Raw genomic sequence first — 13,733 nt, forward strand, 5'->3', positions numbered from 1 at the left:
GGTTTTACATACCTAGCCATACCAAGCAGCCATACTGAACATACTGGGCATTATTTTCAGTATAGTCCAGCATATCATTGACTAGAGTCATGCTCTGTCTGTCTGGGTTTGCCTGTTGGGGAAGAGGGCGGCGATGGCAGGATCCCACAGCGTTTGTTTTGATCGGGCTGCCGACTTTTACGATGCTACCCGCAGCTTTTTCCCCGCTGTAGAGGAAGAGATCGCCGATGCCATCTTGGCGACAGGGGGAGCCACTCCTGAGACCTATTTTCTCGAGGTGGGCATTGGGACTGATTCGGCGTGGCTACTCCTATTGCGGCGTCGATATTTCTAAACGGACGTTAGCTGAGCAGGTGGAAGCCTTCTCAAGGGGCTCATGTGCAGCAGGTAGCGGCGGCAGGTAGGTGTCTGCGCATCCACCCAGAGCCAGGCAAGTCTTGTAGGAAGGGTTTTCTTGTGGACATTGCGGCTGGAGGGGTGACGCCGACCTGAACGGTGCAAAGGTTACCGCCCTTTTGGGGCGTTCTATAAACCAGCCCCCCTGCCCCGCGTATACGGGGGGGTTCGGGGCTTGCTTGCTCTCTAAGCGAGCATGCTTCAGGGCTACTGTTCGCGTCAGCCGGACGGAGTCCTTCAACCCCATCCGCTTACGCGGGGCCGCACTTCTCTGGCTCGGCCTGCCCTCAACTTCCCAGACCTTCAGGGTAACCTTGCTAAGATTTCCATGGCAGGGATCCCGGGCTATGCAAGGCGTACTGCTGATCCTTTACATGTTGTTTGTCAGTGGCCTGATTGCCGTTGTCGGGGATCGGGTCGGGTATCGGATTGGCAAAAAGCGCCTCACCTGGTTTAACCTGCGTCCCCGCCACACGGCCGTTTTGGTAGCCGTGATTACCGGCGTGAGCATCTCGGCGCTGACCTTGGGCACGCTGCTGCTCCTCAACCGCTCTCTTTCGGAAGCCCTGTTCAGCTACACCAACCAAATTGCCCAGGCAGAGCAGGAGCTGCGGGCCCTCAACCGCCAGAAAGCTCTGCTGGAAGCGGAGAATGCCACTCTCAGAGCCGAGCGAGACCGCCTCAAGCTGGATCTCGACCAATTTCGCAGTCAGCAATCGGCAGCCCAGACACGCCTGAGCGAAGTCCGGGATCAACTGGCTATGGCGCTACAAGAGCGGCAAGAGGCGGAGGCGAAGCTGGCGGCAGCCAACGAGCAACTGGCCCAAGTGCAGCCCGGCCTGGAGCGGGCCCAGGCGGAGTTGGAGGCGGTGAAGGCAGAGGTGGAGGCGGCCCGAAAGATGATTGCCGATCTGGAGTCGCAAAAGCAGGCTCTGCAACTGGATCGGGATCAACTGGAGCGCTCTCTGGATACGGCGCAGACGGCCCTGAGCCAACTGGAAACTCAAAAAAAGCAGCTTGAGCAGGAGATCGCGCAGCTCAACCAGTTAGCGGTGCGGCTGCGGCGGGGAGAGCTGGCCATTCTGGCGGGAGAAGTCCTGGCTACAGGAGTTGTGCAAACGCCAGCAGGGGCAGACCCGGCGGCAGTCCGGCGGCAGTTTGAGCGAGTTTTGGCCCAGGCAGAACAGCGGGCCCTTGCCCTCGGCTCCCGGCCCATCCCCCCTCTGGAGAACGCCATCCTCATCCGCCGCGAGGAGGCCGACCAAGCTCTGGAAAAGTTGAAGGAACCTGGTAGCTGGGCAGTGCGCATCCTCTCCCTCACCAATCGGCTTAAGGGAGAGCCTGTGCCTGTGCTGGTGGAGATTTACCCCAACCAGCGCATCTTCGCCAGGGGATCCGTGCTGGCGCAGGGTGTAATCCAGCCAGGCTTGAGCGAGAACGAAATCCAACAGCGGCTGCTGGAGCTCCTCAACCAGGCCAATCAGCGCTCCCAGGCAGAAGGCCTCCTCTCGGATCCCATCACCGGCACTGTCGGAGAATTCTCGCAGGTGAAGTTCTTGGAAGTTGTGCAGCATCTCCGCCAGAGCACTACCCCCCTGGATGTGAAGCTGGTTGCTGACACCGACATCTACACGGCGGGGCCGCTGCGGGTGAGTTTCCTGATGGCGGAGGCCTCTGGCCAGCAGGGCACCACCCCCGTTCAGCAGGCGGGGCAGATTGGGGGATGAGGGATCCACTCCATCTGGGCGGGCTGGAAGAGGGGCGAGTGCTGATGGGTTTTGACCCGGGGCGGGACAAGTGCGGCCTTGCCGTGGTGCAAGTTCAGCCGGCGTGGCAGGTCTTGCATCGGGAGGTGGTCTCAGCCGGGGAGGCCTTGGCCAGGTTGCAGGCCCTCTGGCAGCAGTTTGGGGCGGAGCGGCTCATCCTGGGAAATCAGACAACGGCGCGAGGCTGGAAACGGCAACTGGAGTCGCTCCTCCCACCCCAACAGATTGTTCTGGTGGACGAGAGGCACAGCTCAGAAGAAGCCCGGCGGCGCTACTGGGATTTTTACCCACCGCGGGGATGGGAGCGGCTGTTGCCCAAGGGGATGCGGGTGCCGGACAAGGCTTACGATGATCTGGTGGCCCTGATTCTGGTGGAGCGGTACTGGCGTGGGCAAGCAAGGGCTGAGCCGACGTGAATTTCTGTACGGGCTCCTGCTGGGGCTGGCGGTGGCCGGCTGTGGCGGGCCTAGGGGCTCTCTGCCCCTCATTCTCGCCCTTAAACAGGGGATCCCGGCCAGCTTGGTGAACGAGTTTCGCCGCCGCACCCAGGTTCGCTTTCGGCTGCAACTGTTGGACGAGCGGGCCCAGTTGCTGGCCTACCTGCAGCAGAGCGTCCAGCCGCCTGAGCCGGCCTGGTGGGAGCCGGGGAGATGGTTCCGGCGACAGCCGCCAGCAGCGGCCCTGAGCCTGTTGGGAGCTGACGCCTTGGATCGGGCCATTGCTGCCGGTTGGCTGGATCCCTTGCCACCTGACCTCTTGGGAGAACGGTGGCAGCACTTGGATCGCCGCTGGCAGGCTGCTGCCCGGCGAGAGGGGCAGATCTGGGGCGTGCCCTGGCGCTGGGGGGTAACGGCCATTGCCTACCGCCGCGACCGGGTGAGCGACCCCATCCGGGACTGGGCGGATCTGTGGCGGCCTGAGCTGGCCGGCAAACTCACCCTGCCCGATCACCCCCGGGAGGTGATCGGGCTCGTCCTCAAAAAGCTGGGCCGCTCCTACAACGATCCCCTCGATCCCGAAGAGGCCGAACTGCGGCGAGAGCTGGGATCCCTGCACCGCCAGGTTCTGGCCTATACTTCCGCCGACTACTTGCCCATGTTGCGCCTGGCCGATAGCTGGGTGGCTGTGGGCTGGTCGCAGGATCTCTATGCCACCCAGGCCAACTACCCCGAGCTGGAGGTGGCGATCCCGGCTTCGGGATCCGCCATCTGGTGGGATGTCTGGGTGCGGCCGCATAGAGCTCACAACGCTTCCCCAGAGCTGGAAGGATCCCTGCTGGCCGACTGGATTGACTTCGTCCTAACCCCAGAGTTCGCCCCCCGCCTGGTGAACTTGAGCGGGATCCCTTCGGTTTGGCCGCTGGATTTGGCCCAACTCTCTCCTCGGCTGCGTCGCAGGGCTGACTTTCAGCCTTCTACCTGGGAGCGCGCCGAGATTTGGCGGCCTCTGAGCCCCGCCGAAGCCGAGTCCTACCTCCGCCTCTGGGACCAGATGCGGCGCGGCCTCTTGTAGCCCGGCTTTTTCCGACCCCGGCGGCCAAGGTGTGAGAACCGGCAAGTCTAGGGAGGCAACCAGGACCCTCTACTTGTCCTTTTTGCTCTTTTTGCCCGCTTTGGGTGTCTCCGCGACGGCCTGTTCCAGTTGCAAGCCAGCAGGGTCTGTGGCCGCCTCTGCAGAAGGCTCAACCGCCTCAGGGATCCCAGACGCCTCTGCTTCTACAGAAGGGAGAGCTGCCTGCGGCTCTGTTGCAACCTCCCCCTCAGCTTTCGCATCGACAGGAGGCTCAACTGCCTCGGGGATCGCGGATCCCTCTGGCTTCTCGGCCTCAAACTCCGTCTCCGGCACCCCTGCCCTAGCCGACTCAGACCTCTCCTGCCGGTCTTCACCCTCAGAGCGGGGCGAGAGGGTGGGCGGTTCGGTGGGGTTGCCTTCGCTATCGACCCAGTTGACCGTGGTTTGGGACTTCAGCCAGGCCATCACCTTGTTGGCGAGCAGATCTTCGTGGACTGCTTGGCGGACTCGCTCCCGATCCAGCTTCTGCCCTTGCTGCGCATAGGCCGCCATCACCTCTTCCACCTCGACTTCCAATTCGTTGGGGCCTACGGCAATCTGCTCCTGCCGGACGATAGCGCTCAGAGCCAAGGTGCGCCGCAGCCGGTTGATGGCCTCGGGCCGGTGGCGCTCCATCAACTGGTTGAGAGTTTCCGGCGGCAGTTGGGACAAGAACTTGCGGATCTCTCCCGGCGTGACCCCTTGCTGCTGCTGCAGCGACTGAAGGCTTCGGGCCAGCAGTTGTGTCGTTTCTTGCTCGACTAGGGTCTCCGGCAGATCCACCTCGGTGGTTTCCAAGATGGCATTGAGGATGGCCGTCTCCAGGTTCTCCTCAGATTGCCGCAGGGCATCTTGCTCGAGGCGCTTTTGCAGGTGTTCCCGCAGTTCGGCCACCGTCTGAAACTCGCTGATCTCCTGCACAAAGGCGTCATCCAGCTCCGGCAGCTCTTTGGTCTTGATCTCTTTGAGGCAGACGGTGAACGTAACCGTTTTCCCGGCCAACTCTTTTCTGAAGTAATCGTCGGGGAAAGTAGCTGTGATCTCCTTGGTTTGGTCGAGCTGCATGCCGACCACGCCCGCCACAAAACCAGGGATGAAGTTCTCCTCTTTGAGCTCCAACTGAAAGTCCTGGGCGGCGATTTCCTCCAGAGGATTGCCCTCGGCATCGCGGGCTTGAAAATCGATCACCACCACATCCCCCAACTGGGCGGGCCGATCCTCCACCGGCAAGAGGGTGGCCCGCTGATCCCGCCACCGGTCGATGAGCTGGTCGATCTGTTCGGGCTTGACGGTGACGCGGGTGGCCGTGACGGTCAGGCCCTTGTATTGGCCGACACGGGCTTCGGGGTACACCTCCACATACCCCGAGAAGCTGAAGTCGGCCTCCGGGTTGAAGCGATCCAGAAGCTGCTCCACCTTGTCGTCCAGCTCGAAGCGGCTGATGGGATGCAGTTGGGTGTCCTTGAGCGCCTGTTGGATGGCCTCGTTGATCAGGTCATCGACGGCACTGGCCATGACGCGCTCGCGGCCCACCTGGCGTATCACCAGGTTGCGGGGAGCTTTGCCCTTGCGAAATCCGGGGATCTGGATATTCCGCTCCAGTTGGCGCAAGGTTTTTTCGTAGGAGCGCTTAACCTGGTCGGCTTCTACCACGATCTTGAGGCCAACCCGGCTGCCAGGACGTTTTTCTTGTGTGACCTGCATAGGAAGTGATGGGCTAGTGGAAGAGGCAAGCAGAATTTCAATTTTACCCCAACTGCTTGGAGATCGACGGGATCCATTCGGAACAGTTCTAGGCAGGGGATCCCTCTGTGGTGACTTCCTTAACGTCCTGAATGTCTTCCTGGGGCTCGGCACGCTTGCTGGGGGGCAGTTGCTTGACTTTGGCTTCCAGCTCCACCACCATTTCCTTCAGCTCGCTAATGGTGACTTCCTTTTCTTGCAACTGCCGATTTTTCTCGCGGGCTTCGATGCTGAATTGGAGACGCATCCAGAGGCTATAGAGCCAGGCAAGGGCGGCCCCGATCCCGGCAGAGGCCAACAGTTCGATCGCCAGCGGGCTTTCAACGCTGACGCCGGGGGCAAAGGTAATCGTGACCGGGCTGGCGTTTTGCATGGCGAAAAGAGCGATTCCCAGGAGGGCCGAGAACAGGATTAGGTAGTTGAACAGTCGCATGCTTTTCTCCTCAGAGGGATCCACGACGGCTTGCCAGCACCAGAATACCCACAAACGGGGGTTGATTTGTTGGCCCAAGAGATCTCAGAAGAACCAGCCATAGCTGTGTAAGCCTTTGCCCAGAAAGTTCACCCCCAGATAACACACCCAAACCACCCCAAAGCCCAAGCTGGCCAAGAGAGCGGGGCGCTTGCCCTGCCAGCCTTTGGTGATGCGGGCGTGCAAATAGGCGGCAAAGACCAACCAGGTGATCAAGGCCCAGGTTTCTTTGGGATCCCAGCTCCAGTAGGTGCCCCAGGCTTCGTTGGCCCAGACGGCGCCGGCAATGATGCCGATGGTCAGCAGCGGGAACCCCAGCCCGATTAGCCGGTAGCTGGTGTTGTCTAAGATTTCCGCCAGGCTCAGCCGTTGCAGCGGGATCCCTTCGGGTGCCGGTTGGGGAGGGGGTTCAGCCGGTCGGGGGGAGCGGATCCCGGCGTAGACCAGTTCTGCAGCGGGCGATGGCAGGGTGGCTTCTGTCCATTCGGGGTGGGTTGCAGGCTGGGAGGGTCCAAATTGCAGGCCGAGGGAGTTGCCCTTTAACTGAACTTCCTGGCCGCGGGTGACGATGAGAAAAGCGATGGCCAAAAGGGATCCCACCAAGAGGGCTGCATAGGCCAGAAGCATCACCGTTACATGCATCATCAGCCAGTTGGATTGCAAAGCCGGCACCAGTGGCTGGGCCTCCTGCATATCTGCCGGCAGGGCCAGGGCGGCAAAGGCCACAACGCCCGTCGCCAGCGGGGCGGTCGTCACCCCCACCCAACGGCTACGAGTCCAGTGGAGAGCCAGCAGATGCAAGGCGGTGATCCCCCAGGCCAAGAAAAACAAAGACTCGTACAAGTTACTCAAGGGGAAATAGCCGGCATCGATCCAGCGGGCCGTCAGCAGGGCGGCGATCGTCAAGTTCGCCCCGATCATCCCCGCCAAGCCCAGCTCCGACAGAAGCTGCACCTGGGGAAACGCTGCCCCGCCCCAATAAAACAGCATGGCCCCTAAGCAAACGGCAAAGGCCACGTTGTTGAGCAAAGCCTGCCACTGAGCTAGATCCAGGCCTGCAAGGGCCGTTATCGCCAACACAGCCATACCTGACCTCAGAAGTTCTCCTGACCTGGCTTGGGCCAGACCGCTGATCCCATTCTAGGGCGGGGGAGGGGATCTTCTCCAAAGGACACATGCTGGTAATGTGGGGATGGCTTATCTGCAGCTCGGCAGGATACCGAAAGTGTTGGGATGTGAGGCTCATGCAAAGACACGCGGGAAAGGCCAGAACCTGGAGATGGGGATGGTGGATGGCTCTGGTGGCGGCTCTTGTGCTGGTCGCTTGCGCTGGATCCCCGCTTGAACAGCCCCAGGAACAGCTACCTCAGCTCGAGCGGGTACCGGTGCCGCCGGAGATCGCCAAGCTGGATGCCTACTTGGAGCACTGCCGTCCGCGAGTACAGATCCTCAGCCCCCAACCCGGAGAGGTGTTGTCGGAGCGGCAAGTAACCGTTCGCTTTGCGGTGCAGGGGTACCCGCTCTTTAAAGATCCGCAACTGGGCCTTGGCCCCCATCTGCACGTGGTGCTGGACAACCGGCCCTACATCGCCCATTACGACGCCGATGCTCCCCTCGTTTTCGAAGATTTGGAGCCGGGATCCCATACTCTGCGGGTGTTTGCCGGCAAGCCCTGGCACGAGAGCTTTAAAAACTCCGAGGCCTACGCCCAGGTCAGCTTCCACGTGCTCGCCTCCACACCGGAATATGTGCCGCAACCGCAGTTGCCCCTGCTCACCTACAACCAGCCCAGCGGCAGCTACGGTGCCGAGCCGATCTTGGTGGATTTTTGGCTGGCCAACGCCCCGGTGCGCGAAAGTTTGCTGACCGACCTGCCGCGGGATTGGCGCATCCGCTACACCCTCAACGGCCAGTCCGGCCTGCTGGATCGCTGGGAGTCTTTTTACTTGAAGGGCTTGAGGCCCGGTCGCAACGTGATGGTGGTGGAGCTGGTGGACAGCAAAGGGGATCCCATCCGCAATGTGTTCAACAGCGCTGCCCGCGAGATCACCTACACCCCCGGGGGCCAAGACACGCTCTCCAAGCTGATCCGCGGCGAGCTGAAAGCGGAAGAGGCCCTGGCCATTGTGCAGCCTCAGCCCACGCCGACCCCAACACCCACCCCGACGCTGACACCCACCCCGACGCCGACGCCCACCCCGACGCCGACGCCCACCCCGACGCCGACACCCACCCCGACGCCGACGCCCACCCCGACGCCGACACCCACCCCGACGCCGACGCCCACCCCGACGCCGACGCCCACCCCGACGCCGACGCCCACCCCGACGCCGACGCCCACCCCGACGCCGACGCCCACCCCGACACCCACTCCCGCGCCGCCTCGCCAGCCTCGCTTTCAGCTGGACCGTTCCCGTCCCACCGCAGAAGGGATCCCGGCTGTTCCCGCGCCACCGCCCGTAGGGCTCACTCCTGAACCTGAACCCAGCCCAGAGCCCTCTCCGCAGCCTGTCCCCACTTCAACTCCCCAGCCTGTGGCTACACCTTTGCCGCGCGTCACCCCCATCCCCTTCCAGGAGCGGCGAGTGCGACAGCAGGGGTTGCGGCTTTTCCCGCCTGGGCTCCATAGCCCCTACTCGACGGATAACCTGTAGTACGATGGCGGCTCGAAGACTTGACTCTATGGGTAGTGTCTGAGATCCAAAATTTATCTTGATTTACTCTAAACTTGGGGCAGCCAAGACGATGGCTTTTCCTTGGGATCTGCCTTGGCTGGTTTGGGGTTGAGGCTCATTGACAACTCTCTCTGAAATCAGCCTCAAAAGGTTTCAGAAATGGATTAGCAGGCTGTTTGATACCTTGTCGGGCCAGCCTCTCCGATAGATTTCTACAGACAAAATAGGCATCTGTAGCGATGTAGAGTGTATCAAAAAACATGTTTCTTATCTCAGTACAATCTGGTTAACGATTGAGAGAGCATGACCGATCTTGCTTGCTTTTTTCTGTCCTATTGATTTAAGTTTTGAGTAACGGAATCGCCTTATTTTAGTAACATCTACCCGTAAATCGGCGAGCTGACAGAGGCCGGAACTGAGGAACTGCTGGCGGTAGCTCAAGGACAAGACTCAATAAATTTAGTGAATCAAATAGCCGCTGAAAGTCTGAATTTTAGGTTGCCAAAACCTTTACGGAAAGGCTTTTCTACTGGTATGAATAAAGTGCTGTTTGCAGCAAGGTCGGCTTCGTACTGTGGGAAGCAAGCTTGATGCGACAGCAGAAGCGAAGATTCTGACAGGGCATCAACTTATGGTGTGGGGTTTGATATGGCGGAGAATCTTGAGCTGCAAGACGCAGTGGGGCGTTTTTTAAAAATCATTGGGCGCTACTCGTTGCTCACCGCTGAGGAAGAACTGCATCTGGCCCACCAAGTGCAGCGGATGATGGCCCTTCTGGAGCAGCGGCGGCAGCACGAGTCGCTGGAGGATTGGAGCCGACGGCTGGGGATCCCTTTAGAGGAGCTGCAGCAGATCCTGCGGCAGGGGGAAGCGGCCAAAAAGCGCATGGTGGAATGCAACCTGCGCCTGGTGGTGTCGATTGCCAAGCGCTACCGCAACCGCGGCTTGCCGTTCCTGGATCTGATTCAAGAGGGCACCATTGGCCTCACCCGCGCCGTGGAAAAATTTGATCCCACGCGGGGGTACAAGTTCTCCACCTACGCCACCTGGTGGATCCGGCAGAGCGTGAACCGCGGCATCCAAAACAAAGGGCGCCTGATCCGGCTGCCCGCCCACATGTACGAGAAGGTCTCCCAGGTGAAGCGGCGCTACCGCGAGCTGTCCGCTGAGAAGGGATCCCGGCCTGCCGCAGAGGAAGTTTTCGATTCGCTGGATATTGGCGACAACTACCGCGAACTGATCACCCGCCACATGGCCGAGATCCGATCCCTTAATGTAGGGGTAGGCGACGAGGACGGCACCGAGCTGCAGCACTTTATCCCTGACGAGGACAACGATCCCATCGAACATCTGAATCGGGTTGCCCATTGCGAGGAAGTGCGCGCCCTGGTGAGCCAACTGAGCGAACGCGAGCAGCAGGTAATTGTGGCCCGCTATGGGCTGGATGGGTCGAAGGGCCTGACGTTGCGGGAGATTGGGGAGCACATCGGTCTTTCGCGGGAGCGAGTCCGGCAAATTGAGCGGCGGGCCCTGCGGAAATTGCGGCGGCTACAGCAGGAATACTCCACCCCCAAGGCCGGCAGACAGCTCAACTCCCCAAGCTAACTGGAGCCTGCCCTCTGTAGAACGGCTTCTTCACCACTTCAGCAGGACGGCGCTGGCCCCGAATCTCAATCTCTAGCCGGGATCCCACCTTAGCCCAAGTTGAATCCACATATCCCAGGCCGATGCCATAGCCCAAAGTGGGAGAATGGGTGCCGCTGGTTACCCGGCCGATCGGCTCAGGGGAGTTGGGAGCGTAGATGGCATAGCCGCGGCGGGGAATGGTTCGCTCCAACAGCCGAAACCCCACCAGACGGCGCGGGATCCCTTGCTGGCGTTGGCTTTCGAGGGCAGGCTTGCCGATGTAGTCCCCTGGATTGCTGACCAACCAGCCCAGGTCGGCTTCCAGGGGGGTGGTGCTCTCATCTATGTCTTGCCCGTAGAGACAGAAAGCGGCCTCCAGGCGCAGCGTATCGCGGCAGCCCAGTCCACAAGGCTGTACCCCCGCCTGCACCAGTTGCTCCCAGAGCCAAAGCCCGTCGGCAGGGCCGAGCAGGAGCTCAAAGCCATCCTCTCCGGTGTAGCCGGTGCGGGCCACAAAAACCCCTGCCCCTGAGGATCTCTCTTTTCGAGTCGCAAACTGCCCGTGTTGAAACCGGCGCAAAGCCCTCAGGGATCCCGCCAAAAAAGGCTGCAAAACCTCTTCGGCTGCCGGCCCCTGCACCGCCAGCAACACCTGAGACTCGGTGTGATCTTGAAGTTCCAGGCCGGGGATCCCCTGCTGATGGAGCCACTCCCAGTCCTTTTGGCGGGTGGCCGCGTTGACGATCAGGCTCCAGTGCTCCAGCTCGCCTTCTGGTGGGTGCCGGTAGAAGATGACATCGTCCACAATGCCCCCTAGGGGGTTTAGCAAAACCGTGTAGCGAGCGGATCCCACCGCCACAGCGCCCAGATCGCTGGGCACCAGACGGCTGAGGTGGGATCCCAGCTCCGGCCCCCAGAGGTCGAACTTGCCCATGTGGGAGATGTCGAAGACGCCTGCCCGCTCCCGCACCGCCCGATGCTCGGCCACCACCCCCTGATACTGCAGCGGCATTTCCCAGCCGGCAAAGGAGACAAACCGCGCCCCCAAGGCTTGGTGCAGGGGAAACAGGGGGGTGCGTTGCAGGGGAGTTGAGCTCATCCACGGATCTCTAGGAGTCAAGGACTAGAATAAACGCAACGTCGCCCATTTCTTGGAGCTCGTCCCATGCGTCTTCTCCACACCATGATCCGCGTTGGCAACCTAGAGCGCTCCTTGCAGTTCTACTGTGACGTTCTGGGGATGCACTTGCTCCGCAAAAAAGACTACCCCAGCGGGGAGTTCACGCTGGCCTACGTGGGCTATGGCGACGAATCGGAAACGGCGGTGCTCGAGCTAACCTACAACTGGGGTACCGACCACTACGAGCTGGGCAACGGCTACGGCCACATCGCCATCGGCGTCGAGGATATCTACAGCACCTGTGAGGCTATCAAAGCCCGCGGCGGCAAAGTGGTGCGCGAGCCCGGGCCCATGAAACACGGCAGCACCGTGATCGCCTTTGTCGAGGATCCCGATGGCTACAAAATCGAGCTGATCCAGATGGGATCCCTGCAGGAGCAGGGTGCCGCCCCCGAAAGAACAGCTGCCGCCTCTGCCTAAACTTGCCAGAAGCGGATCCCCCACCTAGTTGGCGGATCCCCCCACCGTCAACTGGCCCAAGACGTTGATGTCGAAGGTGAAGTTGATCGTCACCGAGTTGCCTTCATAGGCCTCAGGCAGGGGCAAAAAGGGCGCCGCCCGCTGAATTGCTGTCAGCGCTGCGTCGTCGGTTTGTTGGCTGCCGGAAGTGCGGGCCAGGCGAATGCTCTGCAGCTCGCCCCCCCGGCCCACTGTAAAGATCACCACTGTGCGGCGGGAGGTGCCGGTCTGGCCAGGGATCCAATTCTGCTCCACTTTGCGTTGCAGAGCTGCCAGCCAAGGGCCCCAGTCCACATTGGCCCGCGCCGCCACGCTGGGGGGGTTGGGAGCCGATTGGGTGGGGTTGGCCAAGCCGCTGGCTCCTCTGCCCTGGATCCCGGCCCCATCACTGGGAGCGGAAGCGCTGAGGGGCGGCCCCAACTGGGAAGCATCGGAGGGCCGCTCGGCAGGGAGAACCTCCGTCGGCGGTTGGGGAGCAGGCGCAACAGGCTGCAATTGGCTGGGATCCGAGTCCCGCTCCCTGGGCTGCACGGGTAGAGGCTCGGCAGTGGGGGGGCGGGTGGGAGCCGGCGGAGCAGGGGGAGCAGCCGCCACCGGTGGCGGAGTCTGGGTGGGAGTGGGTCGGGGAGCTGGGGTGGGCGGAGGCGGCGCTGCAGTCGGCGTTGCAGTGGGCCGAGGAGGAGCCGGAGGCGCAGTTGGCGTAGGGGGTGGGGTAGATCGAGGAGTGGCCAGAGCAACTTCCGCCGGAGCAGGGGGTGGAACAGGGGCAGGCGGCTGGGGTTGCGGCGGAGGAGGTGGGGGAGCCTCCTGGCGAGGAGCAGCCTGGGATTGGGGTGGACTGCCCTGAGAAGGGGGGGCTTCCGCCCGCTCGCCCCCATCGCGGGAATCCACTTCCGAAACCAGCTCTGCTTCTTCCGGCGGCTTGAGATCTTCTGGCTCTAGCAGGATAAACTCAATGGCCTCTTGTTCTTGCTGGCGAAGTGGCCAAAATCGACTCCAGTAGAGCAAGGCCAGCAGCGCCAGCACGTGCAGCAGCAAGGACAGCGCCACCATCCAAAAAAAGTCGCGCGCCTCTTCCTCGCGGCGGCGCTGTTCAACCCAGATGCTGGTCATGACCAAGCTTGCCCCTTCTTACAAACCTCTCAACACACCGAGTTCTCTTGCTGCAGACTCGGCCAAAGGACTCCGTCTCGCTGACGCGAGAGTGCTCCGCACTGCTGGCGCAAGCAGATTACACGCTAGCTAGTGTTATAGCATCCGAGCGGTTGGGCTTCCTGCGCAAAGGCGTACAGTCGGCATTCCACCTGGCAGCAGCCGTTCTAAAATCGCCTACCTTGATAAAGAGCGGGGATCCCGATTTGCAGGAGAGCCCATGGAACCCATCTGCTTTCATCTGGCCTTTCCGGTTGCCGATCTTGCCTTGGCCAAGGCCTACTACGGCGAGGGCTTGGGCTGCGAGGTCGGTCGAGAAACCCCTGCCGCCGTCATCTTGAACCTGTATGGCCATCAACTGGTGGCCCACCTCACCCAGGAAAAGCTGACGCCCCAGCGGGGCATCTACCCCCGCCACTTTGGCCTGATCTTCCCTGCCCAGGCAGATTGGCAGGCGCTGGCCGAGCGGGCCCGCACGCGGGGATTGCTTTTCTATCAGGAGCCACGCTGGCGCTTTGTCGGCACCCCCCTGGAGCACGGCACCTTCTTTTTGCAGGATCCCTTCTACAACCTGCTGGAGTTTAAGTACTACCGCTACCCTGCCGCCATTTTTGGAGAGCGGGAATGGGCTTTGGTCGGGGATACTGCTTTCCATCCCTCAGGCCAACAGCTTCCGGATCGCTCTCCCAGCAGTGCGTAGCAAACGGGAGGAA

At 61.5% G+C, this 13,733-nt stretch carries 13 protein-coding genes; 8 read left to right on the forward strand and 5 right to left on the reverse strand.

The window, feature by feature from the left end; genetic code table 11:
• Window positions 1-133: 133 nt before the first annotated feature.
• The 4 genes from ACVW0R_RS10175 to ACVW0R_RS10190 all read left to right on the forward strand — a co-directional run bounded on the left by ACVW0R_RS10175 (window position 134) and on the right by ACVW0R_RS10190 (window position 3,674).
• The gene (locus tag ACVW0R_RS10175) at window positions 134-334 is read left to right on the forward strand and encodes a hypothetical protein (protein ID WP_099812186.1); all 201 of its coding nucleotides are present in this window, start codon (window positions 134-136) and stop codon (window positions 332-334) included.
• Window positions 335-743: 409 nt separating this feature from the next.
• Entirely contained in the window at window positions 744-2,123 is a 1,380-nt protein-coding gene (locus ACVW0R_RS10180) for a DUF3084 domain-containing protein (protein ID WP_011430099.1), read from the forward strand.
• Window positions 2,120-2,578 (forward strand): RuvC family protein, encoded by a 459-nt coding sequence (locus ACVW0R_RS10185; protein WP_049749742.1) that lies wholly within the window; start codon window positions 2,120-2,122, stop codon window positions 2,576-2,578. Before ACVW0R_RS10180 ends, ACVW0R_RS10185 begins: the two co-directional genes overlap by 4 nt.
• The gene (locus ACVW0R_RS10190; RefSeq protein WP_099812185.1) at window positions 2,550-3,674 is read left to right on the forward strand and encodes an extracellular solute-binding protein; all 1,125 of its coding nucleotides are present in this window, start codon (window positions 2,550-2,552) and stop codon (window positions 3,672-3,674) included. The genes ACVW0R_RS10185 and ACVW0R_RS10190 overlap by 29 nt, the downstream gene beginning before the upstream one ends.
• A gap of 69 nt (window positions 3,675-3,743) precedes the next feature.
• Here ACVW0R_RS10190 and tig read toward each other — a convergent pair whose 3' ends face one another.
• From tig to ccsB, 3 genes are all read right to left on the reverse strand, one after another.
• Window positions 3,744-5,417 (reverse strand): trigger factor, encoded by a 1,674-nt coding sequence (tig, locus tag ACVW0R_RS10195; RefSeq protein ID WP_011430102.1) that lies wholly within the window; start codon window positions 5,415-5,417, stop codon window positions 3,744-3,746.
• 88 nt (window positions 5,418-5,505) lie between these two features.
• Window positions 5,506-5,889 carry a LapA family protein gene (locus ACVW0R_RS10200; RefSeq protein ID WP_011430103.1) on the reverse strand — a complete coding sequence of 128 codons (384 nt, stop codon included), beginning with the start codon at window positions 5,887-5,889 and terminating at the stop codon, window positions 5,506-5,508.
• A gap of 84 nt (window positions 5,890-5,973) precedes the next feature.
• Window positions 5,974-7,014, reverse strand: coding sequence for a c-type cytochrome biogenesis protein CcsB (gene ccsB / locus ACVW0R_RS10205; protein ID WP_099812184.1), 1,041 nt, complete (start codon window positions 7,012-7,014; stop codon window positions 5,974-5,976).
• Between the two features lie 206 nt (window positions 7,015-7,220).
• On the opposite strand from ccsB, the gene ACVW0R_RS10210 reads away from it, so the two are divergent.
• Entirely contained in the window at window positions 7,221-8,582 is a 1,362-nt protein-coding gene (locus tag ACVW0R_RS10210) for a hypothetical protein (RefSeq protein WP_457502016.1), read from the forward strand.
• Window positions 8,583-9,251: 669 nt separating this feature from the next.
• Window positions 9,252-10,208: a sigma-70 family RNA polymerase sigma factor gene (locus ACVW0R_RS10215; protein WP_011430106.1), complete on the forward strand. Its 957-nt coding sequence runs from the start codon at window positions 9,252-9,254 to the stop codon at window positions 10,206-10,208.
• Here the strand turns inward: ACVW0R_RS10215 and gcvT are convergent.
• Window positions 10,192-11,328 carry a glycine cleavage system aminomethyltransferase GcvT gene (gene gcvT / locus ACVW0R_RS10220; RefSeq protein ID WP_457502017.1) on the reverse strand — a complete coding sequence of 379 codons (1,137 nt, stop codon included), beginning with the start codon at window positions 11,326-11,328 and terminating at the stop codon, window positions 10,192-10,194. The genes ACVW0R_RS10215 and gcvT overlap by 17 nt on opposite strands.
• 66 nt (window positions 11,329-11,394) lie before the next feature.
• Between gcvT and gloA the strand changes: the two genes are divergently transcribed.
• Window positions 11,395-11,829, forward strand: coding sequence for a lactoylglutathione lyase (gloA, locus tag ACVW0R_RS10225; RefSeq protein WP_011430108.1), 435 nt, complete (start codon window positions 11,395-11,397; stop codon window positions 11,827-11,829).
• 24 nt (window positions 11,830-11,853) lie between these two features.
• Here gloA and ACVW0R_RS10230 read toward each other — a convergent pair whose 3' ends face one another.
• Entirely contained in the window at window positions 11,854-12,981 is a 1,128-nt protein-coding gene (locus ACVW0R_RS10230) for an energy transducer TonB (RefSeq protein WP_414346358.1), read from the reverse strand.
• A gap of 259 nt (window positions 12,982-13,240) precedes the next feature.
• On the opposite strand from ACVW0R_RS10230, the gene ACVW0R_RS10235 reads away from it, so the two are divergent.
• Window positions 13,241-13,720, forward strand: a complete 480-nt coding sequence (locus tag ACVW0R_RS10235) for a VOC family protein (RefSeq protein ID WP_011430110.1) — start codon at window positions 13,241-13,243, stop codon at window positions 13,718-13,720.
• The last annotated feature ends 13 nt before the right edge of the window (window positions 13,721-13,733 follow it).

This window comes from Thermostichus sp. MS-CIW-15, assembly GCF_054060575.1.